Origin of the sequence: Enterobacter cloacae complex sp. P1B (genome assembly GCF_014982345.1) — a bacterium.
GTDB classification, from domain to species: Bacteria; Pseudomonadota; Gammaproteobacteria; order Enterobacterales; family Enterobacteriaceae; genus Enterobacter; species Enterobacter bugandensis.
Window position 1 is genome coordinate 15,762 of the sequence record NZ_JADCLF010000002.1, and the last position, 22,523, is coordinate 38,284.

22 protein-coding genes and 1 tRNA gene are annotated in these 22,523 nt (G+C 56.3%); 12 read left to right on the plus strand and 11 right to left on the minus strand.

Translation table 11 applies throughout. The features are described from left to right. Positions 1–35: 35 nt before the first annotated feature. From efp to ecnB, 3 genes are all read left to right on the plus strand, one after another. A complete protein-coding gene (gene efp, locus INF77_RS00695) occupies positions 36–602 on the plus strand; it encodes an elongation factor P (RefSeq protein ID WP_003855940.1) in 567 nt (188 codons plus the stop codon). Positions 603–660: 58 nt separating this feature from the next. Further along, on the plus strand, positions 661–792 hold the full coding sequence (locus tag INF77_RS00700; protein ID WP_028015234.1) for an entericidin A/B family lipoprotein: 132 nt from the start codon (positions 661–663) through the stop codon (positions 790–792). 108 nt (positions 793–900) lie between these two features. Beyond that, the gene (gene ecnB / locus INF77_RS00705; protein ID WP_003855942.1) at positions 901–1,047 is read left to right on the plus strand and encodes a lipoprotein toxin entericidin B; all 147 of its coding nucleotides are present in this window, start codon (positions 901–903) and stop codon (positions 1,045–1,047) included. 40 nt (positions 1,048–1,087) lie between these two features. Here ecnB and INF77_RS00710 read toward each other — a convergent pair whose 3' ends face one another. Beyond that, positions 1,088–1,687, minus strand: a complete 600-nt coding sequence (locus INF77_RS00710) for a LuxR C-terminal-related transcriptional regulator (protein WP_041911497.1) — start codon at positions 1,685–1,687, stop codon at positions 1,088–1,090. A gap of 259 nt (positions 1,688–1,946) precedes the next feature. On the opposite strand from INF77_RS00710, the gene sugE reads away from it, so the two are divergent. Next, on the plus strand, positions 1,947–2,264 hold the full coding sequence (sugE, locus tag INF77_RS00715; RefSeq protein ID WP_006178944.1) for a quaternary ammonium compound efflux SMR transporter SugE: 318 nt from the start codon (positions 1,947–1,949) through the stop codon (positions 2,262–2,264). Here sugE and INF77_RS00720 read toward each other — a convergent pair. Then, positions 2,261–2,791: a lipocalin family protein gene (locus INF77_RS00720; protein WP_028015236.1), complete on the minus strand. Its 531-nt coding sequence runs from the start codon at positions 2,789–2,791 to the stop codon at positions 2,261–2,263. The two genes, sugE and INF77_RS00720, sit on opposite strands and share 4 nt — an antisense overlap. Before the next feature lie 106 nt (positions 2,792–2,897). Further along, complete coding sequence (gene blaACT / locus INF77_RS00725) at positions 2,898–4,043, minus strand: ACT family cephalosporin-hydrolyzing class C beta-lactamase (RefSeq protein ID WP_150144618.1); 1,146 nt, start codon at positions 4,041–4,043, stop codon at positions 2,898–2,900. A gap of 132 nt (positions 4,044–4,175) precedes the next feature. Between blaACT and ampR the strand changes: the two genes are divergently transcribed. Further along, complete coding sequence (gene ampR / locus INF77_RS00730; protein ID WP_048957161.1) at positions 4,176–5,051, plus strand: LysR family transcriptional regulator AmpR; 876 nt, start codon at positions 4,176–4,178, stop codon at positions 5,049–5,051. 29 nt (positions 5,052–5,080) lie between these two features. Here the strand turns inward: ampR and frdD are convergent, their stop codons facing one another. Genes frdD through frdA form a run of 4 tightly spaced genes read right to left on the minus strand, consistent with a single transcriptional unit; the run spans position 5,081 to position 8,374 of the window. Beyond that, positions 5,081–5,440: a fumarate reductase subunit FrdD gene (gene frdD / locus INF77_RS00735; protein WP_000609653.1), complete on the minus strand. Its 360-nt coding sequence runs from the start codon at positions 5,438–5,440 to the stop codon at positions 5,081–5,083. A gap of 10 nt (positions 5,441–5,450) precedes the next feature. Then, positions 5,451–5,846, minus strand: a complete 396-nt coding sequence (gene frdC / locus INF77_RS00740; RefSeq protein WP_028015239.1) for a fumarate reductase subunit FrdC — start codon at positions 5,844–5,846, stop codon at positions 5,451–5,453. 10 nt (positions 5,847–5,856) lie between these two features. Next, positions 5,857–6,591 (minus strand): succinate dehydrogenase/fumarate reductase iron-sulfur subunit, encoded by a 735-nt coding sequence (locus INF77_RS00745; protein WP_041911494.1) that lies wholly within the window; start codon positions 6,589–6,591, stop codon positions 5,857–5,859. After that, positions 6,584–8,374, minus strand: coding sequence for a fumarate reductase (quinol) flavoprotein subunit (frdA, locus tag INF77_RS00750; RefSeq protein WP_028015241.1), 1,791 nt, complete (start codon positions 8,372–8,374; stop codon positions 6,584–6,586). Before frdA ends, INF77_RS00745 begins: the two co-directional genes overlap by 8 nt. 310 nt (positions 8,375–8,684) lie before the next feature. Between frdA and epmA the strand changes: the two genes are divergently transcribed. Both epmA and yjeM read left to right on the plus strand, forming a co-directional pair. Then, complete coding sequence (gene epmA / locus INF77_RS00755) at positions 8,685–9,662, plus strand: elongation factor P--(R)-beta-lysine ligase (RefSeq protein WP_193532125.1); 978 nt, start codon at positions 8,685–8,687, stop codon at positions 9,660–9,662. A gap of 198 nt (positions 9,663–9,860) precedes the next feature. Next, positions 9,861–11,360 carry a glutamate/gamma-aminobutyrate family transporter YjeM gene (yjeM, locus tag INF77_RS00760; RefSeq protein ID WP_045261278.1) on the plus strand — a complete coding sequence of 500 codons (1,500 nt, stop codon included), beginning with the start codon at positions 9,861–9,863 and terminating at the stop codon, positions 11,358–11,360. 37 nt (positions 11,361–11,397) lie between these two features. Here yjeM and mscM read toward each other — a convergent pair whose 3' ends face one another. The 3 genes from mscM to rsgA form a co-directional block, all read right to left on the minus strand. Next, entirely contained in the window at positions 11,398–14,721 is a 3,324-nt protein-coding gene (mscM, locus tag INF77_RS00765) for a miniconductance mechanosensitive channel MscM (RefSeq protein ID WP_028015244.1), read from the minus strand. 19 nt (positions 14,722–14,740) lie between these two features. Beyond that, positions 14,741–15,709: an archaetidylserine decarboxylase gene (gene asd, locus INF77_RS00770; RefSeq protein WP_028015245.1), complete on the minus strand. Its 969-nt coding sequence runs from the start codon at positions 15,707–15,709 to the stop codon at positions 14,741–14,743. 97 nt (positions 15,710–15,806) lie between these two features. Further along, positions 15,807–16,859 (minus strand): small ribosomal subunit biogenesis GTPase RsgA, encoded by a 1,053-nt coding sequence (gene rsgA / locus INF77_RS00775; protein ID WP_032644955.1) that lies wholly within the window; start codon positions 16,857–16,859, stop codon positions 15,807–15,809. Between the two features lie 107 nt (positions 16,860–16,966). On the opposite strand from rsgA, the gene orn reads away from it, so the two are divergent. Continuing rightward, the gene (gene orn, locus INF77_RS00780) at positions 16,967–17,512 is read left to right on the plus strand and encodes an oligoribonuclease (protein ID WP_028015247.1); all 546 of its coding nucleotides are present in this window, start codon (positions 16,967–16,969) and stop codon (positions 17,510–17,512) included. 196 nt (positions 17,513–17,708) lie between these two features. After that, positions 17,709–17,784: transfer RNA gene (locus INF77_RS00785), tRNA-Gly, on the plus strand. 269 nt (positions 17,785–18,053) lie between these two features. Here INF77_RS00785 and queG read toward each other — a convergent pair. Continuing rightward, positions 18,054–19,193, minus strand: a complete 1,140-nt coding sequence (queG, locus tag INF77_RS00790; protein ID WP_028015248.1) for a tRNA epoxyqueuosine(34) reductase QueG — start codon at positions 19,191–19,193, stop codon at positions 18,054–18,056. Here queG and nnr point away from each other — a divergent pair. From nnr to amiB, 3 genes are read left to right on the plus strand one after another with little or no spacing between them, the layout of a single operon-like run. Next, on the plus strand, positions 19,192–20,715 hold the full coding sequence (nnr, locus tag INF77_RS00795; protein ID WP_048961000.1) for a bifunctional ADP-dependent NAD(P)H-hydrate dehydratase/NAD(P)H-hydrate epimerase: 1,524 nt from the start codon (positions 19,192–19,194) through the stop codon (positions 20,713–20,715). The two genes, queG and nnr, sit on opposite strands and share 2 nt — an antisense overlap. Beyond that, the gene (gene tsaE, locus INF77_RS00800; RefSeq protein WP_028015250.1) at positions 20,708–21,169 is read left to right on the plus strand and encodes a tRNA (adenosine(37)-N6)-threonylcarbamoyltransferase complex ATPase subunit type 1 TsaE; all 462 of its coding nucleotides are present in this window, start codon (positions 20,708–20,710) and stop codon (positions 21,167–21,169) included. Before nnr ends, tsaE begins: the two co-directional genes overlap by 8 nt. Positions 21,170–21,185: 16 nt before the next feature. Further along, positions 21,186–22,520, plus strand: a complete 1,335-nt coding sequence (amiB, locus tag INF77_RS00805) for an N-acetylmuramoyl-L-alanine amidase AmiB (protein ID WP_028015251.1) — start codon at positions 21,186–21,188, stop codon at positions 22,518–22,520. Positions 22,521–22,523 lie beyond the last annotated feature (3 nt).

A 22,523-nucleotide genomic window follows, 5' to 3' on the forward strand; every position in this document is an offset into this window, starting at 1 on the left:
GGCTTAGCTACCAGTTAACAAATTTAGAGGGCCTTATGGCAACGTACTATAGCAACGATTTTCGTGCTGGTCTTAAAATCATGATGGACGGCGAACCGTACGCGGTTGAAGCCAGCGAATTCGTTAAACCAGGTAAAGGCCAGGCATTCGCACGCGTTAAGCTGCGCCGCCTGCTGACCGGCACCCGTGTTGAGAAAACCTTCAAATCTACTGACTCCGCTGAAGGCGCTGATGTTGTCGATATGAACCTGACTTACCTGTACAACGACGGTGAGTTCTGGCACTTCATGAACAACGAAACCTTCGAGCAGCTGTCTGCTGACGCGAAAGCGATTGGCGATAACGCTAAGTGGCTGCTGGATCAGGCTGAGTGCATCGTGACCCTGTGGAACGGCCAGCCTATCGCCGTTACCCCACCAAACTTTGTTGAGCTGGAAATCGTTGAAACCGATCCAGGTCTGAAAGGTGACACCGCGGGTACTGGCGGCAAGCCAGCAACGCTCTCCACCGGCGCTGTGGTGAAAGTACCGCTGTTCGTACAGATCGGTGAAGTGATCAAAGTGGATACTCGCTCCGGCGAATACGTATCTCGCGTGAAGTAATTTACGTCATGATTCAAGGCGCAGCGCCCGCTGCGCCTGATTTTTGCAGGCAGGGATGATGAAACGTACCGTTAAAATTCTGCTTCTGTTAGCGCTCTCCAGCGTACTGCTTTCCGGCTGTAACACCGCCCGTGGCATGGGGGAAGATATCCAGGACCTCGGTCATATCATTTCTCACGCAGCCAGCTAAGTCCGTCTAATTTTCCTAAAATTGCTTCCTTTTCCGTCAATCGGCGGGATCTTGTCTATTCTTAAGTTGCTATACACAAAACAACTTTGGCTATAAAAGGAAGATATTATGGTTAAGAAAACAATTGCAGCGATCTTTTCTGTCCTCGTGCTTTCCTCCGTGTTGACTGCATGTAATACCACCCGCGGCGTAGGGGAAGATATCTCCGACGGTGGTAACGCGATTTCTGGTGCAGCAACTAAAGCTCAGAACTAATTAAGCATGGACGGTACGGCACGTGAGTTTCACCGTACCGTCAATTCTCTGCTTCCTGCAGGGATAAAAACGGTGAAAAGCGTGTATCCATATGCAGCTTCATGCGGATATTGCGTTTATAGGTATAAACCGTTTTTCCGTTAATGCTCAGGTGAGCGGCTATCTTTTGGTTGCTCGCGCCGTCCATCCATAACGTCAACACTTTCTCCTCCTGTCGTGTCAGCAAGGGGGCGGCCACCGTCGGGCGGTACGTGCTTGCGCGCGAAATTAACGCGTCATTGATAACCGTCGCGATTTCCTCAAGAGGGGCATTTTTCATTAGCGAAGACCAGACCGGGAAGTTCCCGAGCCAGGTCGCCAGGTCCTTGTCCTCTCCCGATTGCAGCATAATAAAAGGTAATTTTTCGCTGGCGTTCAGCAAGGAAGAGAGTTGCTGGAAATGGTGAATATCCTGCCTGAAACCATGCAGGTCAGCGATGACCAGCTCAGGTTTCCATTGCAGAATGTGCTCCCTGGCGAGGAATAGATTGTTCAGCCCGGTCACAACGTAGTGCCCCGGGAACAAACCGGAATGATTGAGCCATGCTTCAAACCCGGTGCGGGTGAAGTGACAACGGTCAATCAAAAGAATCTTGAACATATTTTATTCGCAGTCGGCTAGTGGTTTGGCTTCCTGCCATCAGAAAGCACATCATCATAGAGAAGTCCGATGAGCTATAAATGCCTGAACTCCGCGCCATACTGCGGCTATTTCTGGGCTTAACGCGTTCATCAGAAAATGATTGAAAAAAAAACGCACGCTAACCAAAATATGGGGTGTTATCTGCCTTGCGGGACGACCCGTAAGCGCTTCCTTCATCGGGGACGGCCCCAACTGTTTTTAAGTTAAGGAGCCCGAGATGTCCTGGATTATTCTCTTTATTGCTGGTCTGCTCGAAGTGGTATGGGCGATTGGTCTCAAGTACACCCACGGATTTACCCGCCTGACGCCCAGCGTTATTACCGTTACGGCGATGATCGTGAGCATTGTTCTGCTATCGTGGGCAATGCGTTCTCTGCCCGTGGGAACGGCCTATGCCGTCTGGACGGGGATCGGTGCCGTAGGCGCGGCGATTACCGGCATTCTGCTGCTGGGTGAGTCAGCGAGCCTGGCGCGCATTGCCAGCCTCGCTCTGATTGTTGCCGGTATCATTGGGCTGAAGCTCAGTACCCATTAACGGGGCTGTTTTACCCAGATGAGTTTCGACACATCAAACCCCTGTCGGGTCGCGACGTCCAGCATCTGCTGTTTCATTTCTGACGAAATAGTTGGCGTGCGGGAAAGTATCCACAGATAGTCGCGATCCGGCCCGCAGACCAGCGCGTGACGGTACTCTCTGTCGAGTGCTATCACGTTATAGCCGCCATAAAACGGGCCGAAGAAAGAGACTTTGAGCGCGGCCCGTCGCGGGTCGCCAGTGAAGTAGGCTTTCCCGACCGACTGCTGCCACATCTCACGATCGGGATTATAGCCCCGATTGATCACCTGAATACCGCCATCATCCATTGGGCTGTAATTAGCAGTAACCTTCTCTAAGCCCTGCTCAAACCGATGGTCGAGGCGCGCGATTTCATACCATGTTCCAAGGAAGCGTTGTGCATCAAAAGGCGTGACGACGGTAACGCCAGGAGGTGGGGTAGGGGAACTGCAGGCCACCACTAAAAACGCGGCTGTCACCGCGGCGATAACAGGCAAAATGCGCATAGGAGTTTCCTTACTGTTTTTTTGTTAAGTGTAGATGACGGCAAGGAAAATGTGGTTTTTGTGCGGTGTGTTTCGCCGGGTAAGCGCAGCGCTACCCGGCAATGTTTTACTGCAGCGCGTCGAGGATACGGTATGCCGCCTCAACTCGCGCCGGGTTCGGATAGCTTTTATTCGCCAGCATCACAATGCCGAGCTGCTTTTCAGGAATAAAGGCCACGTAGCTGCCAAACCCGCCGGTTGAGCCCGTTTTGTGCACCCATGAGGCCTTAACCGGGGGAACGGGTGGACTCACTTCTCTCGCAGGCAACGGTGCCAGCGCCACCTTGTTATCACTGCCTCCGACGACGGTTTTGGCATCGACCGGCCAGTTAAGCATCTCCCAACCTAACCCCTGATACATGGCACCCACGCGCCAGTAGCGAGACTGCGCCAGCGTAATGCCTTGCTTCAGGGACGTATCCTGCAGCGCGTCAGGGGCCATATTGGCCATCACCCAGCTCGCCATATCCTGCACGTTGGTTTTCACGCCATATGCCTCTGCGTCCAGCATGCCCGGTGAAACGTGGACCGCTTTACCGTCACGATATCCCCAGGCGTAATGCGTCTCCTCCGCTTTCGGAACGTTAATCCAGGTATGATCCAGCTTGAGCGGCTTAAAGACCCGCGTCGTCATGGCCTGCTCATAGCTCATGCCGGAAGGTTTGACCGCCAGCGCGCCAAAAAGACCGATGCTGGAGTTGGCGTAAAGACGCGTTGTGCCCGGCTTCCACTGAGGCTGCCAGTTTTGATAGAAGCGCAGCAGGGAAGCGTTATCTGTGACCTCATCGGGCACCTGTAAAGGCAGGCCACCGGCGGTGTAGGTTGCCAGATCCAGCATGCGAATCCCTTGCCACTGCTTGCCGGTCAGATCAGGCCAATATTTGGTTACCGGATCGCCCAGCGAAATTTCGCCGCGGGCAATAGCATCGCCCCCCAGCACGCCGGTGAAGGTTTTACTTATAGAGCCCAGCTCGAACAGGGTTTGCGGGGTGACGGATTTGTTCGCCGCGATATCGGCCTTTCCAAAGGTAAAGTAGTGTGGCTGGCCCTGATAAATCACGGCCACCGCCATGCCTGGAATACCCTGCGCTTTCATCAGGGGCGTAACGTTGCGTTCTACCACGTCAGCCAGCTGTTTTTCCGACATCGGCGCGGCGAGTACAGAGCAGGATGTGCTGAGCAGCAGGGCGCAGCAAAGGAATTTTTTCATCATCAATTATCTTCCATAATAGCAGGTCAAGGGAGTGTCCGGGCCCGGCAGACCGCTGTAGTCTGTTGGATTTGACTATGGCTGACAAACGGTTAAATTTAGCATGAGCTGTTAATTTTTCTAACGGATGGAGCAATGACCCGCAGCTATCTTCCGCTTAATTCGCTTCGCGCCTTCGAAGCGGCCGCCCGGCACCTCAGTTTTACGCATGCCGCGATAGAGCTGAACGTCACCCATTCCGCCATCAGCCAGCACGTTAAGGCGCTGGAGCAGCATCTGAATTGCCAGCTGTTTGTCCGCGTCTCGCGCGGCCTGATGCTGACCACCGAGGGGGAAAATCTGCTGCCGGTGCTGAATGATTCATTCGATCGTATCGCCGGAATGCTGGATCGCTTTGCCAGCCAGCGCGCTCAGGAGAAGCTAAAGATTGGCGTAGTAGGGACTTTCGCCACGGGTATCCTGTTCTCTCAGCTCGCGGACTTTCGCCGCTGTTATCCGCATATCGATCTTCACCTTTCCACCCATAACAACCGCGTCGATCCGGCTGCTGAAGGGCTTGATTATACGATCCGCTACGGCGGTGGGGCGTGGCACGGCACCGAGGCGCAATTCCTGTGCCCTGCGCCGCTGGCGCCGCTTTGCTCGCCCGAAATCGCCGCCGTGCTCCAGTCTCCGGCCGACATCCTGAAGTTTACCCTGCTGCGCTCTTACCGACGCGACGAATGGTCGGCGTGGATGCAGGCGGCAGGCGAGCATCCTCCGTCGCCAACGCACCGGGTGATGGTGTTTGATTCGTCTGTCACCATGCTGGAAGCCGCACAGGCAGGTATGGGCATTGCCATTGCGCCTGTCGATATGTTTACCCATTTGCTGAACAGCGAGCGCATCGTGCAGCCGTTTACAACGCAAATTGATCTGGGCAGTTATTGGTTAACGAGACTGCAGTCGCGGGCTGAAACGTCCGCAATGCGTGAATTTGCCCTGTGGCTGGTGGGAAAGATGCAGAAATAAAAGGCCCGCCGGATGGCGGGCCAGAAGCGTCAGATAGTGACCACGGCAATCAGCGTCACCACGGTCAGGATGGTTGCCAGCCCGTAGAACACCCATTTACCGCTCGGCACATGGATTTTCAGGTCATGCATCGCATGGTGAATGCGGTGCAGGCCGCACCACAGCGGCAGGACGATCATCAGGAAGATGAACACGCGGCCAATAAAGCTGCTCGCAAACGCCAGCACGCGCTCGTAGCTCAGCGCATCGCCCGGAAACAGCCCCAGCGGCAGCATAATGCCGACCAGCAGGATGATCACCGGGGCGATGATGGCACTCCACATGCCGCCTGCGCCAAACAGGCCCCAGAAGACCGGCTCGTCTGAACGTTTTGGATTTGGATTGATCACAGTAGTCTCCTTACCAGAACAGTGCGACAAACAGAATGACAACAGTGACCAGGATCGTCACTGCCCATAGCCCTTTAATGACTGGCTCCGGCCCCATTTTTTCGTCTTTAATGATGATGTTTGCCGCTTTTGGCGCCAGTTCAAACCAGGTTTTGGTATGAAGTAGCGCCGCCGCGAGCGCGATCAGGTTCAGAACCACGATGATTGGGTTTTGCAGGAAACCGACAAAGTTCGCCCAGGTTTCCGGCCCGTGTTTAAGGGCAAAAACGCCATACATTAACTCAAGGCTGAACCAGACCGCCGGTACCGCCGTGCCTTCACGCAGCATATAGAAGCGATAAAACGGCAGGTTTTTCCACCAGGTGGACGGCACAGGCCGCACGTAGGCTTTGCGTTTAGTCGTCATCATGCACTCCTTAGCGTGGTTTCAGGGTAGCGATAAGAAAGTCTTTCGAGCTTTCCACTTTACCCTGCTGAATTGCGGCGGCCGGGTCGACGTGCTTCGGACAGACTTCGGAGCAGTAGCCCACAAACGTACAGGTCCAGACGCCGTTCTGGCCGTTTAGCTGCGCCATACGTTCTTTTTTGCCGTGGTCGCGGCTGTCTTCGTTATAGCGGTGCGCCAGGGTAATGGCGGCCGGGCCGATGAACTCCGGGTTCAGGCCAAACTGAGGACAGGCGGCGTAACACAGGCCGCAGTTGATGCAGCCGGAGAACTGATGGTATTTCGCCATCTGCGCCGGCGTCTGGGTGTTCGGACCCTGGTCCGGCGTGCGCGGGTTGCCGATGATGTACGGCTTAATCGCTTCCAGGCTTTCGATAAAGTGGGTCATATCGACCACCAGATCGCGCTCGATTGGGAAGTTGCCCAGCGCTTCAACCTTAATGCCTTTGGTGTAGTCACGCAGGAAGGTTTTACAGGCCAGCTTCGGCACCTTGTTGACCATCATGCCGCAGGAGCCGCAGATCGCCATGCGGCAGGACCAGCGGTAGCTCAGGTCCGGCGCCAGGTTGTCTTTGATATAGCCGAGCGCATCCAGGAGGGAGGTTTGCTCGTCATAAGGCACTTCGTAGAAAGCGCTGTGGGGGGCGGTATCCACTTCCGGGTTGTAGCGCACCACTTCAACTTTCAATTTTTGCATCTCAGCCATTCGCCTTCTCCTTCTTCTCGGCGGCTTCTGCTTCTGCGCCATACACGCGTTTAGCCGGTGGCAGCGTGGTGATTTTCACGTCGCTGTAGTCCAGACGCGTGGTGCCATCCGCATCGCGCCAGGCGAGAGTGTGTTTCAGGAAATTGACGTCGTCACGTTCGGTGCAGCCTTCGTCCAGACGCTGGTGGGCGCCGCGAGACTCTTTACGCGCCAGCGCAGAGTGCGCCATACATTCCGCGACGTTCAGGCCGTGGCCAAGCTCAATGGTATAGAGCAGGTCGGTGTTGAAGACGCTGGAGGTATCAGTGATGCGCACGCGCTTGAAGCGCTCCTGAAGCTCCGCCAGCTTGTCGACGGTTTTCTGCATCAGTTCCGGCGTACGGTAGATACCGCAGCCTTCTTCCATCGACAGGCCCATCTCGTCGCGGATCTTCGACCAGTTCTCGTTGCCTTCCTGGTTCACCAGATCCTTCAGGCGTTTTTCAACGTCTGTGACCTGCGCATCCAGCGCCGCACCGTTTGCTTCGCCTGCGGTCGCCGCACGCTCCATGGCGCGCTCGCCCGCCATGCGGCCAAAGACGACCAGCTCTGCCAGCGAGTTAGAGCCCAGACGGTTGGCGCCGTGCAGGCCGACGGAGGAACACTCGCCCACGGCGAACAGCCCTTTAATGCGGGTTTCACACTGCTGGTCGGTTTCAATCCCGCCCATGGTGTAGTGCGCGGTTGGGCGTACCGGAATCGGCTCTTTCACCGGGTCGACGCCCACGTAGGCTTTTGCCAGTTCGCAGATAAACGGCAGACGCTCCAGCAGTTTCTTCTCGCCCAGGTGACGCAGGTCGAGATAGACCACGTCGCCGCGCGGCGTTGAGATGGTGTTGCCCTTGCGCCACTCGTGCCAGAAGGCCTGAGAAACTTTGTCGCGCGGGCCGAGCTCCATGTATTTGTTCTTCGGCTCGCCGAGCGGGGTTTCCGGGCCCATGCCGTAATCCTGCAGATAGCGGTAGCCGTTTTTGTTAACCAGAATGCCGCCTTCACCGCGGCAGCCTTCCGTCATCAAAATGCCGGAGCCCGGCAGGCCGGTTGGGTGATACTGCACAAACTCCATATCGCGCAGCGGCACGCCGTGGCTCAGCGCCATGCCCATCCCGTCGCCGGTGACGATGCCGCCGTTGGTGTTGTAGCGATAGACGCGACCCGCACCGCCCGTTGCCATCACCACCGCATTGGCGCGGATCTGGACGAGCGTGCCTTCCATCATATTCATCGCCACCAGGCCACGTGCATGACCGTCGTCGACCAGAATGTCGAGGACAAAATGTTCATCGAAGCGCTGAATTTGTGGGAACTGAAGGGAGGTCTGGAAGAGGGTGTGCAGCATGTGGAAGCCGGTCTTATCGGCGGCGAACCAGGTGCGTTCGATCTTCATGCCACCGAAGCGGCGGACGTTGACGCTGCCGTCCGGACGGCGGCTCCACGGGCATCCCCATTGTTCCAGTTGGGTCATTTCCGTTGGGCAATGGTGAACGAAATAATCAACGACATCCTGTTCGCAAAGCCAGTCGCCCCCTGCAACCGTGTCGTGGAAATGGTATTCGAAGCTGTCATGATCCTGCGCGACGGCGGCGGATCCTCCTTCTGCTGCCACCGTGTGGCTGCGCATCGGATAGACTTTTGAAATCAATGCGATTTTAGCGTTCGGGTTGGCTTGTGCCGCAGCAATTGCAGCGCGTAATCCAGCCCCGCCAGCGCCTATTACGGCAAGATCGGCTTGAAAAGTTTGCACGACATTCCTCCAGATTTTTGTTTTCCCGCAATGCGATGCACTAAAGGAAGTTCACCTGCCCGAACGGGCGATTGCGGAAGCGATTCCACTGCTCCTTTATGGGTATAACAGTATAACCGCGTAGATGTGAGGGAAATTTGACGTGTTCGATTTTTTTGCTGTTCTGTGCGGTGATTTATCATCGTGATTGATGAAATGCATCACAAAATAATCCACATAAATGAAATACGCGTTTTTACTGCGCAAAATTTGTCTCTGCCACTGCTAACGAGTAGACTTCGTGCCCTTGTCTGAAATCGGAGAAAAACTCATGAGCGAAACGGCCACCTGGCAGCCGAGCGCATCCATCCCAAATCTGTTAAAACGCGCCGCAATTATGACGGAGATCCGCCGTTTCTTTGCCGACCGCGGCGTCCTGGAGGTGGAAACCCCGTGCATGAGTCAGGCAACGGTAACGGATATTCATCTGGTCCCGTTTGAAACCCGTTTTGTTGGCCCAGGCCACTCCCAGGGCATGAATCTGTATCTGATGACCAGCCCGGAATATCACATGAAGCGCCTGCTGGCGGCGGGGTGTGGTCCGGTGTATCAGCTGTGCCGCAGCTTCCGTAATGAAGAGATGGGGCGTCACCACAACCCGGAATTCACCATGCTGGAGTGGTACCGCCCGCACTATGATATGTACCGCCTGATGAATGAGGTGGACGATCTGCTGCAGCAGGTACTGGACTGCTCAGAAGCCGAAACGCTCTCCTATCAGCAGGCCTTCCAGCGCCATCTGGAAATCGATCCGCTGTCGGCGGACAAAGCCCAGCTGCGTGAAGTGGCGGCAAAACTGGATCTGAGCAACGTGGCGGATACCGAAGAGGATCGTGACACGCTGCTGCAGCTGCTGTTCACCTTCGGCGTGGAACCGCAGATTGGCAAAGATCGCCCGACGTTTGTCTATCACTTCCCGGCAAGCCAGGCGTCTCTGGCGCAGATCAGCACCGAAGATCACCGCGTAGCAGAGCGTTTTGAGGTTTACTACAAAGGCATCGAGCTGGCGAACGGCTTCCACGAGCTGACCGACGCGCGCGAACAGCAGCAGCGTTTCGAGCAGGACAACCGTAAGCGCGCCGCACGCGGCCTGCCACAGCAGCCGATCGATACCAACCTGCTGGAAGCTTTAAAGGCGGGTCTGCCAGATTGCTCCGGCGTGGCGCTGGGCGTAGACCGTCTGGTGATGCTGGCGCTGGGCGCCGAGCAGCTGGGCGATGTGATTGCCTTTACGGTCGATCGCGCCTAAAGCATGGCCGGGTGGCGCTGTCGCTTACCCGGCATATAGTATCTGTGGCAATATTCCTTTCCATTTCTTCTCCGCAACATTAAAAACTGCCATTTTCTCTGTACACGGGTCTTTTTCTTAAATTGCCTCGTATAGCCACAATATTAGTCTGGTCATCTGCTACCATCCGCGCAGTTTAATTCCTCTTCGGATGGTTATATGTCCCAGTCACTCAAAAAGATGACCCTCACCGGGCTCATTCTGATGATTTTTACGTCAGTTTTTGGCTTTGCCAACAGCCCGTCGGCTTTCTATCTGATGGGCTACAGCGCGACGCCGTTTTATATCGTTTCTGCTCTGTTCTTCTTTATCCCGTTTGCGTTGATGATGGCGGAGATGGGCTCGGCTTACCGGAAAGAAGAGGGCGGTATCTATTCATGGATGAACAACAGCATCGGCCCGCGCTACGCGTTTATCGGCACGTTTATGTGGTTCTCCTCCTACGTCGTCTGGATGGTCAGCACGGCGGCCAAAGTCTGGGTGCCGTTCTCCACGTTTCTTTTCGGTGCGGATAAAACGCAGGTCTGGTCTTTAGCCGGGCTGAGCTCCACGCAGGTGGTCGGGATTCTGGCGGTGTGCTGGATGGTGGTGGTGACGCTGGTGGCGTCAAAAGGCATCAACAAAATTGCCCGTATCACTGCCGTTGGCGGTATTTCCGTGATGTGCCTGAACCTGGTGCTGCTGCTGGTGAGTATCGCCATTCTGTGCCTGAACGGGGGACACTTCGCGCAGGAGGTGAACTTCGTTTCATCGCCTAATCCGGGCTATCAGTCCGGGCTGGCCATGCTCTCCTTCGTGGTATTTGCCATTTTTGCCTACGGCGGTATTGAAGCGGTAGGTGGGCTGGTCGATAAGACCGAGAACCCCGAAAAAAACTTTGCCAAAGGGATTATTTTTGCCGCCATCGTGATTTCCATCGGCTATTCGCTGGCGATTTTCCTCTGGGGCGTTAGCACTAACTGGCAGCAAGTGTTGAGTAACAATACCACTAACCTCGGGAACATCACCTACGTGCTGATGAAAAGCCTGGGAATGACGCTGGGTAACGCCATGCACCTGACGCCGGAAGCATCGGCCACCCTGGGGATCTGGTTTGCGCGCATTACCGGCCTGTCGATGTTCCTTGCCTATACCGGCGCGTTCTTCACGCTAATCTACTCGCCGCTGAAAGCAATCATCCAGGGTACGCCAAAAGCGCTGTGGCCGGCACGCATGACGCAGCTCAATACCGCAGGCATGCCTGCCAACGCCATGTGGATGCAGTGTCTGCTGGTGTGCGTGTTCATTCTGCTGGTGTCATTTGGCGGTGATACCGCGTCTGCGTTCTATAACAAACTGACCCTGATGGCGAACGTGTCGATGACGCTGCCGTACCTGTTCCTGACGCTGGCGTTCCCGTTCTTTAAGGCGAAGCGGGATCTTGAGCGTCCGTTTGTGATCTTCAAAACCCGCGCGGCAACGCTGCTGGCGACCACGGTGGTGGTGCTGGTCGTGGCGTTTGCCAACATCTTTACCGTTATTCAGCCCGTGGTTGAGGCGAACGACTGGAACAGCGCGCTGTGGATGGTCGGTGGGCCAGTCTTCTTCTCGCTGCTGGCGATGGGAATTTATGAGAATTACCGCCGGCGCTCAATGGCGTACGTCACGGAAGTGGCGTAGCGATAAAATGCCCCTCCCGAAAGGGAGGGGAGAACGATTACAGACTTCCCGCCGGGCGCGATCTTGCCGCCGACGTGAGCGTTTTACCCATCTTGCGTCCGTCCATGCTTTCCAGACGCATCTGGAACGGTGGGAACGGCATATCAATACCATGCTCGCGGAAGCCCGCCAGAATCAGCTGGTGGATCTCATGGCGCAGCGGCATGCGGTGTCCCATTTCGGCGGCGTAGATACGCAACTCGAAAATCTGGATCCCCTGCTGTAGATCAACCAGGAATACTTCCGGCGCAGGGTTATCGAGCACCAGCGTACAGCGTTCAGCGGCGGTGTAGAGGATCTGCGTGACCTCTTCACTGTTGGCATCCGACGGTGCCGGTACCGTCAGCACCACGCGCGTAACGGAGTCCGACAGGGACCAGTTGATAAACTGCTCGGTAATAAATGCCTTGTTCGGCACGATGATCTCTTTACGGTCCCAGTCGCTGATCGTGGTGGCGCGGGTGTTGATCTTCGTTACGCTCCCGGTCAGATCGCGGATCGTCACCGTATCGCCAATGCGAATCGGCTTTTCAAACAGGATGATCAGGCCGGATACAAAGTTAGCGAAAATCTCCTGCATGCCAAAGCCAAGGCCAAACGTCAGCGCGGCCACCAGCCACTGCAGTTTAGACCACTCAATACCAATCATTGAGAACCCGACCATTCCACCAAACAGCAGTATCAGGTATTTCGTAATGGTCGTAATGGCGTATCCCGTGCCGGGGGTTAAATCCAGATGCTGCAGCAGCGCCAGCTCCAGCAGTGCCGGGAAGTTACGCACCAGCTGGGTGGTGATGATCAGCACCAGAATCGCAATCAGCACCGCGCCTAAGGTGATCGGCTCCAGGCTTTCAACGCCCTGCACCGTGGACGTCACGTCCCACAGAGAGATGTTCTCCAGGAAGCCAAACGCGGAATGAATTTCCGACCACAGGAAGATCACCGACAGAAGGGCAATCAGCATCAGGAGGGAGCGCACCAGGCGCAGAGACTGGGTACTGATGGCATCCAGATCCAGTTCGACCTCGTCCGCATCCATCGTGCCTTCCGTGCTGTTGACATGGGTTGGCTCTTCCTCGCCACGGGCACGCTGAGCGAGGATCTCTGCCCGGCGATGCTTGGCGCGGTCAAAGGCCAGACGGCGGCGCTGGATCAGCATCCCGCGCCGGATCACGTGATACACCACCAGCAGCAGGAACCAGATCGCCACCGACGTTTCTAGTCGCGCCAGCAGCGCCTGCGAGGTTGCCAGGTAACCTACCGCCGCTGCCAGCATCGCAATCAGAGGAGCGCTCAGCAGCAAATTCCAGAGCAGCCGGTTGAACATGTTGTCGCCGCTGCCGGATTTATCCAGATAGAGCGGTATCCCCGCGCGTTTCAGGCTGAGCGTGACGATGGCCAGCGCGCCGCAGATCAGCATAAAGCAGAGGCGCCCCAGCGAGCCTGAGAATTCCCGGTCGTTGAGATTATCAAACATGATCAGCGCCATTATCAGCGGCACAATCAGCCCGATGCTCATCAGGTAATAGCGCATGGCGCGCGCCACGCGGTTACGAGGCCAGCCAAAGTGGGCGATGAACAGGCCGTTAGGCCGCGCGAACGTCGCGCAAATCATCACCACCCACAGCAACGGTACCGTGGCGGTGACACCATCGCCAATGGCGACCGCGAGCGGATAGGGCCAGGCTTCCCGCAGGCCATAGCCAAGCGTCATCCACAGCACCGGTAGCGGAGACGCGACGAGAATCGACCAGAACACGGTGCGCAGCGTCAGCCAGAAGTGATCCTGAGTGACTTTCCCCACCCGCGCGCTGGAACGCTCCAGGAAGCGGGTGAAATGTCTGCGCGAATAAATGCTGAAGCCCACCAGAACCAACGCGCCCAGCAGCGGGAAAATCGTCTCTTTACTGGTCAGCATCATCACGCTGGCCTGTCCGAGCTGGCTAAAGGTGTCGAGGGAAATCAGGCGGCGCAGATCCTGAACGATCTCAATTGGCCACGAGAAGGTCATTGGACGTACGTCGGATGTCCAGAAGAGATAACGGTGCGTAGCCTCGTTCACCTCTTTCAGCGCGTCTTCCAGCTGGCTGTTAGAGACCTTGAGTTTAGTCAGTTCCAGAATCAGCGTATCCCCGCCCTGCAGCAGGGAGTTCAGCAGTTCGCGCTGGGTGCGCAGCTGGGCTTCCAGAATACGGTTTTGCTCGCTGGTCAGAGGTTGTCCGTCAGCCTGACGGATCTGGCGTATTTGCGGCTGCTTATTGAGAAGATCTTCAAAGTGCAGTCGCTGCACGCGCAGCTGGGCCATCTCGGTATCCAGCTGCTGCGGTTTCGGCATTTCCGGCAGGCGCGCGACCTGGGCGCGTAACGCTTCGCCCAGCAGGTTTGATGACCCGAGCCACTGGGACTGCTCGCGCAGGGTGTTGAGCGCCTGGCGCACCTGCAGGGTTTGATTCGTCGCCTGACGCTGCTGGGAGGCAACCAGATCCATACGCTGCGCCTGCTGATTCAGGGCGGCAGAAAGCTCGCGGTTGACCTTAAACTGATCGACGATACCTTCCGGCAGATTGGCGCTGTTTTCCGCCAGCAGCTCGGTGCTTTCAAGCGCTCGCTCGGCTTCGCGCTGGCGCTGGCTGTTAAGCAAATTACGCAGGGCCTGAAGGTACGCATCCAGCTGCTCGCTCTGCTTCTGAGCGAGTTCAGAGCGCATCCGCGCCAGCTCCTGGCGGTTGTTGGCGGAAAGCTGCGCCAGCTCCAGCTCATCCACAAGGGCCTTCAGACGGGCAGATTCCGCCTGCAGACCCAGATTTTGCGCCTGAGCCTGCGGCGTGTTGCCGCTTTGCGTACCCACGCGGCGCTCAACGTCGTTAAGCTGGCGGCGGGCGTCGGTTTGCTGCTGCGGAAGCTGGCTGAGGGAGTCGGCAATTTCACGCGCTCGCTCCTGCTCCTGCTGAGCCTGGCGGCTCTTTTCCAGGAGCTGGCTGCTGACCTGCAGGATTTCCTGGTTCAGGGCGTCGGTGGTCATGCCTTCCGGCACTTCGCGCGGCTCATCGCGCAGATTAGCGAGTTGCGCGCGCAGCGTTTGCGAGAGTTTAGGGAAGTTGTCGATAACCTGCTGATACTGCTGAGCGCGCTCAAGCGAGCCTTTCCGCTCTTCAAGCGCGTTCAGTGCGGACTGGAGTGACTCAACGGTCTCTGGCTGAGCGGGTTTAGCCGCTTTCGCCTGCTCCAGCTCCTGGGTTATCTGTTTGGCGTCGGGGGCTGTCGCTGCGTACGCCCCCATGCTGAGGCACCAGGCCATCAGTAGAACGATAATCGGGCGCACGTCAGCGATCCTTCTGTTGTTAGCCTTCGTCTTTTTTGTCGTCAACCAGCGGGCTGGCGTCGTGCTCGGCGTCGATCTCTTCTTGCGGCAGCGGAGCAGGTTCTGCATCCGGCGTCACGAAGGTTTCGGTAGAGACCGCCAGCGGCTGACCCAGTTTGGTGACCGACAGGCTTTCGAGCTGCTCAGCCAGCTTCACTTTGCCCGGCGCAAACAGGTTGATGACGGTAGAGCCCAGCTTGAAGCGACCCATTTCCTGGCCTTTCAGCAGGGCGACAGAGCCTTCTTCTTCACCGGCAGGCCACGTCCAGCGCTTGATCACGCCTTCACGCGGCGGGGTAATGGTGCCAGCCCAGACGGTTTCGATGCTGCCGACAATGGTCGCGCCCACCAGAATCTGCGCCATAGGGCCGAATTCAGTATCGAACAGGCAGATGACGCGTTCGTTACGGGCGAATAGGTTCGGTACGTTTTGCGCGGTCAGGTGGTTCACGGAGAACAGATCGCCCGGCACGTAAATCATCTCACGCAGGATACCGTTACACGGCATGTGTACGCGGTGGTAGTCGCGCGGTGACAGATAGGTGGTGGCAAAGGTACCGTTGCGGAACAGGTCCGCCATCAGGTAATTGCCCGCCAGCAGCGCTTCCAGGCTGTAGTTATGGCCCTTCGCCTGCAGGATTTTGTCGTCTTCGATGTTACCCAACTGGCTGATCACGCCGTCTGCTGGCATCACCAGGACGTTAGGGTCGGTGTTTAGCGGGCGCACTTCGTCGCGCAGCGGGCGCACGAAAAACTCGTTGAACGTGCGGTAGCTGGCGGTGTCCGGCTTCTGCGCTTCTTTCATGTCGACCTTGTAATACTTAACGAAAAGGTCGATGACCAGTTTGGTCAGCCAGCCCGCGCGTTTGCTTGCGCCCCAGCCCGCCAGGCGAGTGAGCCACAGTTTTGGCAGAATGTATTGAAGCGAAAGTTTAAATGCGTTTAACAAGGTAGCCTCCAGGCCATTGTTTTGTCGTTCCTGATCCGGCAGTAAGCCGCCGGAACCTGAAAAAAGGGGACGATTTTAGCGATGCTTAGCTTAGTTGTCAGTTATCAGAATCAGAAAAGTTTTTACGCGTTTTTACCTGATCCATGCTCTCAAGAATGCGGTGGTAATTCTCGAAGCGGGTCTCCGCGATTTCACCTTTCTCAACCGCTTCGCGGATAGCGCAGCCTGGATCGTTATCGTGTTTGCAGTCGCGGTATTTGCAAGCGCCTAAATAATCATGGAATTCGACAAATCCATTAAAGATTTGTTCCGGCTCAAGATGCCATAAACCGAATTCACGCACGCCCGGTGAGTCGATCACATCGCCGCCGTGAGGGAAATGATAGAGACGTGAGGCGGTGGTGGTGTGCTGGCCCAGACCCGAGACGTCAGACACATCGTTAGTGAGGATCTCCTGCTGGAGGCCGAGAAGGTTGTTTAGCAGGCTCGATTTCCCCACGCCGGACTGACCCGCAAAGATGCTGATGCGATCGGTAAGCGCCTCTTCCAGCGGTTTCAGTCCGTCTTTGGTGTAGCTGGACACCATCAGAACGCGGTAGCCAATCTTGCGGTAGATATCCATCTGCTCATTAACGAAAGCCATGCCTTCGTCATCCAGCAGATCGATTTTGTTCAGCACGATAATCGGTTCAACCTGCAGCGTTTCACAGGCGACAAGGTATCGGTCGATAATATTGAGCGACAGTTCGGGCAAAATCGCCGATACGATGACAATCTGGTTAATGTTGGCGGCAATCGGCTTCACCCCGTCGTAAAAATCGGGACGGGTTAACACGGACGTACGCTCATGGACCGCTTCAACGATACCTTTTACCGTAACGCCCTCTGCCGCCTCTTTACCCGGTCGCCAGACGACGCGGTCGCCGGTCACCAGAGAACGAATGGTCCGGCGAATGTTACAGCGGTGGATTTCGCCATCGGCGGATTCCACGTCGGCGTGCATACCGAAACGGCTGATAACAACGCCTTCCGTTGGTTCGCCAAACAGGTTGTCGTCGTAATCGACCTTCTCCGAAGTGGTTTTAAGACGGCGCTGATGATTGGCATTCACGCGGCGCTGCTGCCCTTTGGAGAGTTTATTTTTACTCAATCGCACTGGCTCCTGGTCGCCCGTAAGGGGCAAAACCTCTATGATACACTCTAATTAATACTAGTTAACCTGCTACTGCCGGTTATGCGAGAAGGGTGGAAAATAACATGAGCGCGGATGAAAACAACCTGATTTGGATCGATCTCGAAATGACCGGGCTGGATCCCGAGCGCGATCGCATTATTGAGATTGCAACTCTGGTGACCGATGCCAACCTGAATATCCTTGCCGAAGGACCAACGATTGCGGTGCATCAGTCCGACGATCAGCTTGCGCTGATGGATGAGTGGAACGTGCGTACCCACACCGGCAGCGGTCTTGTCGAGCGCGTGAAGGCGAGCACGCTGGGCGATCGCGAGGCGGAACTGGCGACGCTCGAATTTCTGAAGCAGTGGGTACCAGCGGGTAAATCGCCGATCTGCGGGAACAGCATCGGTCAGGATCGCCGTTTCCTCTTCAAGTACATGCCGGAGCTGGAGTCTTACTTCCATTACCGCTATCTGGACGTGAGCACCCTGAAAGAGCTGGCGCGCCGCTGGAAACCTGAAATTCTGGACGGCTTTAAAAAACAGGGTACGCACCAGGCGATGGACGATATCCGCGAGTCCGTGGCGGAACTCGCGTACTACCGCGAAAACTTTATTAAGCTGTGATTTTGAGATCCGGCACCTTGCGTGGCCGGGTTTTTGTCGTTAAATTGTTCAGCTTGCCGATTAAATAAGCACTTGAACTGAATTTCGAAAAAATCACTTTAAGGGGGGTTGCAGCTAAAAGGATTTCTCGTATAATGCGCCTCCCGTAACGACAGAGAATTACACGTTACGACAGCAACAAAAGCAGTACAGATTTGCGGGAATAGCTCAGTTGGTAGAGCACGACCTTGCCAAGGTCGGGGTCGCGAGTTCGAGTCTCGTTTCCCGCTCCAAATTCTTCTCATCTCTAAAATATCCACAGCGAAAAGACGCGCTGGGGACGTTTTCTATTGCATCTGAAATACTCTTGTAAACAGAGTTATCCACAGAATTCTCGCTTTACCCAAACCGTACGGAAAGTTAGCAGGGTGAATAATATCTTCCCAAGTCATTGTATTAAGTGGATAAAATTTCATTTCAAAATGTTATTGAGATCACTTGACCTCTTCTCAAGTCCAGATGGCGCTTGAGTTTTTATTTTTATACACAGGCTGTGAATATATCACGCATCCCGCGTAAGCCCTTTTTCAATCACCCTAACCAGCCGCTGTTTCTTAGGAAGCTGCACCTCGACCACGCAGGCATTTCGCTTCTCGATTTGCTGCGCAATCGCCCATTCTATGTGTTCATCAAGAAGTGGGTGCTCACCTCTACGGCTTTCGAGCGCCTGAATATTCGCTTCATCCCACGGGGCATTGCCCAGCGCGACGGCCACGTTTCGCAGCCAGCGCAGGTGGCCGATACGGCGAATAGCGGAACCTTCCGTCACCTTCAGGAACCAGGCTTCGGTCCAGGCGAACAGCTCAATAAGCTGTGGCGCATGCAGCGCTTTACGCGGGCTGAAGTCCTCTTCGTCCGTCAGCTGTGAATAGCGGTTCCACGGGCAAATCAGTTGGCAGTCGTCGCAGCCGTAGATGCGGTTGCCGATAAGCGGTCGGAACTCTTCCGGGATCGCCCCTTCAAGCTCTATCGTGAGATAGGAGATGCAGCGGCGGGCATCAACGGTGTAAGGCTCAACGATGGCGCCCGTCGGGCAGATGGTCATGCAGGCCACGCAGCGGCCACAGCCTTCCTCCACCGGGCCATCTACCGGCAGGGGTAAATCTATCAGCAGCTCACCGAGGAAGAAGAACGATCCGGCGTCGCGGCTCAGGATAAGTGAGTGCTTACCTGTCCAGCCAAGTCCGGCTTTTTCGGCGATCGGGCGCTCAAGAACAGGCGCGGAATCGACAAAGGGTCTAAAATTCAGCGAATCACAGTGCTGCTGAATGGTTTCCCCGAGTTTTTTTAAGCGGTTACGCAGAAGCTTATGGTAATCACGCCCCAGAGCGTACCGGCTGACGTAACCCAGGGAGGGATTTTTTAGCGTGCGCGCAAAGGCCGCGTTGGCAGGCAGGTAGTTCATGCGCACGCTGATGACGCGTAGTGTACCCGGTAAAAGTTCATGTGGACGGGCGCGCATCATGCCGTGACGCGCCATCCACTCCATTTCGCCGTGGTATTGTTTGTCCAGCCAGGCCTGCAGTTTTGGCTCGCTGGCAGAGAGGTCGGTATCGGTAATGCCTACCTTCTGGAAGCCAAGCTCAGCACCCCACTGTTTTATTTTTTGCGCTAATTCATTGAGATCGAGGGGCTGTGACATGACGGACCATACGGTGAAGAAAAACCCCGCAAGTATACCACATTCCATCTGGCATGCGGATGACCTCCGGCGCGCCGAAAAAGAGGCCGCAGACAGTCTCGGCATTACCCTTTATGAACTGATGCAGCGCGCGGGAGAGGCGGCGTTTAACGTTGCCCGCAGCGCGTACCCGCAGTCCACTCACTGGCTGATTTTGTGCGGGCACGGCAATAACGGCGGCGACGGTTACGTCGTTGCGCGTCTTGCCGTTGCAGCCGGTCTCCGCGTTACCCTGCTGGCGCTGGAGAGTGATAAGCCCCTGCCGGAAGAGGCCTGCGCGGCGCGGGAGGCATGGCTGAACGCAGGTGGCGTGATTCATGCTCCTGATATCGTCTGGCCGGAAGATGTTGATCTGATTGTTGATGGTCTGCTGGGGACCGGGCTACGCAGCGCGCCTCGCGAAAACATTGCCGCGCTTATTGAACACGCTAACGGGTACTCTGCGCCGGTAGTCGCGTTGGATATTCCGTCGGGCCTGATCGCGCAGACCGGCGCGACGCCTGGCGCCGTTATTCAGGCTGCGCACACCGTGACCTTTATCGCTCTGAAGCCGGGCCTGTTAACCGGAAAAGCGCGGGATGTGGTCGGCGTATTGCACCATAACGCGCTGGGGCTGGAGAGCTGGCTCGTTGGACAGGAAACGCTCCTGTCGCGCTTTGATTCCTCGCAGCTAAAAGAGTGGCTTCCGCCGCGCCGCCCAACGTCTCACAAGGGCGACAACGGCAGGCTGGTGATTATTGGTGGCGATCGCGGTACGGCAGGAGCGGTTCGCATGACCGGTGAGGCGGCACTTCGCAGCGGTGCCGGGTTAGTGCGAGTACTCACTCGCATTGAAAATATTGCGCCAATCATCACAGCCCGACCGGAACTGATGGTCCATGAACTTACACCCCAGACGCTGGAAGAAAGCCTCGAGTGGGCGGATGTGGTGGTTATTGGTCCCGGGCTTGGACAACAGACATGGGGTAAACAGGCCCTGCAAAAGGTCGAGAATTTTCGTAAACCGATGCTGTGGGATGCCGACGCGCTTAACCTTCTGGCAATAAATCCGGATAAGCGTCACAATCGCATTCTGACGCCACACCCCGGCGAAGCCGCGCGCCTGCTTAACTGCAGCGTGGCAGAAATTGAAAGCGATCGCTTACTTTCTGCTCAGCGTCTGGTAAAACGTTACGGAGGTGTTGCCGTTTTGAAAGGGGCAGGCACCGTTGTCGCCAGTGACGAGACGCAGGGCATTATTGATGCCGGAAATGCGGGCATGGCGAGCGGCGGTATGGGCGATGTGCTTTCAGGCATCATCGGCGCATTGCTTGGACAGAAACTTCCCCTTTATGATGCAGCCTGTGCGGGCTGCGTGGCCCATGGCGCGGCAGCTGACAGGCTTGCTGCGCGGGAGGGGACACGCGGTATGCTGGCCACCGATCTCTTTTGCACGCTGCGGCGTGTTGTTAACCCGGATGTGATTGACGTAGAAAATGACTAATCGAGCGATTCCTTTACCTGATGAACAAGCCACTTTAGATCTCGGCAAGCGCGTGGCGCAGGCCTGTCAGGGGGCAACCGTCATTTATCTGTATGGCGATTTAGGTGCGGGTAAAACCACCTTCAGCCGGGGTTTTTTGCAGGCGTTAGGGCATAACGGGAACGTGAAAAGCCCTACCTACACGCTGGTCGAGCCGTACACCCTCGACAATCTTATGGTGTACCACTTTGATTTATACCGCCTTGCGGATCCTGAGGAGCTGGAATTTATGGGGATCCGTGATTATTTTGCCAACGACGCCATCTGCCTGGTGGAGTGGCCGCAACAAGGTGCGGGTGTGCTGCCTGACCCGGATGTCGAAATTCACTTAGATTACCAGGCTCAAGGGCGTGAGGCTCGCATCAGTGCGGTTTCCTCATCAGGGTGTTCCTTACTGGCGCGTCTCGCCGGTTAAGAGTAGGGATGACGGGATGATTAGTCGCGTTAAAGGTTGGGTGTTGGCTGCGACGGTGCTGCTGTGCGCGCAGGCCGGGGCGGCAAGCCTTTCGGATATTCAGGTGTCAAACGGCGAAAGCCAGGCCCGGATTACGTTCAGCTTTATGGGCGACCCTGAATACGCGTTTTCACAGCCAGACAGCCACAGCGTGGCGCTGGATATCAAACAGACAGGCGTGATCCAGGGGTTACCGCTGCGGTTCAGCGGTAACAACCTGGTGAAAAGTATCCGCTCGGGTACCCCTCAGGACAGCCAGTCGCTGCGCCTGGTGGTCGATCTGACCGAAAAGGGCAAAACGAAGGCGGTGAAGCAGCAAAACGGGGCGAACTATACGGTGGTCTTCACCATCAATGCCGATGTTCCGCCGCCTCCGCCGCCACCGGTTGTCGCGAAACGCGTGGAAGAACCGGTGTATACGCCTCGCCCATCGGAACCTGCGCGTAATCCGTTTAAATCGCAGAACGATCGCATCACCGCGGCAACCAGCAGTAACACGGTAACGCGTCCGGCGGTCAGCGCACGGCGTACGGTCAGCGGTGACAAAGTGATTATCGCCATTGATGCCGGGCACGGTGGACAGGATCCTGGAGCGATTGGCCCGGGCGGCACGCGAGAGAAAAATGTCACTATTGCGGTGGCCCGCAAGCTGCGGACGCTGTTAAACGATGATCCGATGTTTAAAGGCGTACTAACCCGCGACGGCGACTATTTTATCTCTGTGATGGGCCGCTCAGACGTGGCGCGCAAACAAAACGCCAATTTCCTGGTCTCCATTCACGCGGATGCCGCGCCGAACCGTAACGCGACGGGCGCCTCGGTATGGGTCCTGTCGAACCGCCGGGCAAACAGCGAAATGGCCAACTGGCTGGAAGAGCATGAGAAACAGTCTGAACTGTTAGGCGGCGCGGGTGATGTGCTGGCAAACAGCCAGTCTGACCCATACCTCAGCCAGGCGGTGCTGGATTTACAGTTCGGTCATTCTCAGCGCGTCGGGTATGATGTCGCCACTAACGTATTGAACCAGTTGCAGGGCATCGGGGCATTGCATAAGCGCCGCCCTGAACATGCGAGCCTGGGCGTTCTGCGCTCGCCGGATATTCCGTCAATTCTGGTAGAGACGGGCTTTATCAGCAATAACAGTGAAGAGCGCCTGCTGGGCAGCGACAGCTATCAGCAGCAAATTGCCGAAGCGATTTATAACGGTTTACGTAAATATTTTGAGGCGCATCCTCTGCAGTCCGCGCCGCAGGGCGGAGCAGCCCAGACGGCCAGCGCCGCGCAGCCGGGTGGGTTGACCGCCACAAATTAAGGA

Bases quoted from the DNA above. Each gene is read 5' to 3' on its own strand.
- amiB (WP_028015251.1), top strand. From the start codon at position 21,186: ATGATTAGTCGCGTTAAAGGTTGGGTGTTGGCTGCGACGGTGCTGCTG.
- INF77_RS00720 (WP_028015236.1), bottom strand. From the start codon at position 2,791: ATGCGCATTTTGCCTGTTATCGCCGCGGTGACAGCCGCGTTTTTAGTG.
- INF77_RS00710 (WP_041911497.1), bottom strand. From the start codon at position 1,687: ATGTTCAAGATTCTTTTGATTGACCGTTGTCACTTCACCCGCACCGGG.
- INF77_RS00700 (WP_028015234.1), top strand. From the start codon at position 661: ATGAAACGTACCGTTAAAATTCTGCTTCTGTTAGCGCTCTCCAGCGTA.
- ampR (WP_048957161.1), top strand. From the start codon at position 4,176: ATGACCCGCAGCTATCTTCCGCTTAATTCGCTTCGCGCCTTCGAAGCG.
- sugE (WP_006178944.1), top strand. From the start codon at position 1,947: ATGTCCTGGATTATTCTCTTTATTGCTGGTCTGCTCGAAGTGGTATGG.
- blaACT (WP_150144618.1), bottom strand. From the start codon at position 4,043: ATGATGAAAAAATTCCTTTGCTGCGCCCTGCTGCTCAGCACATCCTGC.
- INF77_RS00745 (WP_041911494.1), bottom strand. From the start codon at position 6,591: ATGGCTGAGATGCAAAAATTGAAAGTTGAAGTGGTGCGCTACAACCCG.
- queG (WP_028015248.1), bottom strand. From the start codon at position 19,193: ATGTCACAGCCCCTCGATCTCAATGAATTAGCGCAAAAAATAAAACAG.
- frdC (WP_028015239.1), bottom strand. From the start codon at position 5,846: ATGACGACTAAACGCAAAGCCTACGTGCGGCCTGTGCCGTCCACCTGG.
- yjeM (WP_045261278.1), top strand. From the start codon at position 9,861: ATGTCCCAGTCACTCAAAAAGATGACCCTCACCGGGCTCATTCTGATG.
- tsaE (WP_028015250.1), top strand. From the start codon at position 20,708: ATGACTAATCGAGCGATTCCTTTACCTGATGAACAAGCCACTTTAGAT.
- epmA (WP_193532125.1), top strand. From the start codon at position 8,685: ATGAGCGAAACGGCCACCTGGCAGCCGAGCGCATCCATCCCAAATCTG.
- ecnB (WP_003855942.1), top strand. From the start codon at position 901: ATGGTTAAGAAAACAATTGCAGCGATCTTTTCTGTCCTCGTGCTTTCC.
- nnr (WP_048961000.1), top strand. From the start codon at position 19,192: ATGACGGACCATACGGTGAAGAAAAACCCCGCAAGTATACCACATTCC.
- efp (WP_003855940.1), top strand. From the start codon at position 36: ATGGCAACGTACTATAGCAACGATTTTCGTGCTGGTCTTAAAATCATG.
- orn (WP_028015247.1), top strand. From the start codon at position 16,967: ATGAGCGCGGATGAAAACAACCTGATTTGGATCGATCTCGAAATGACC.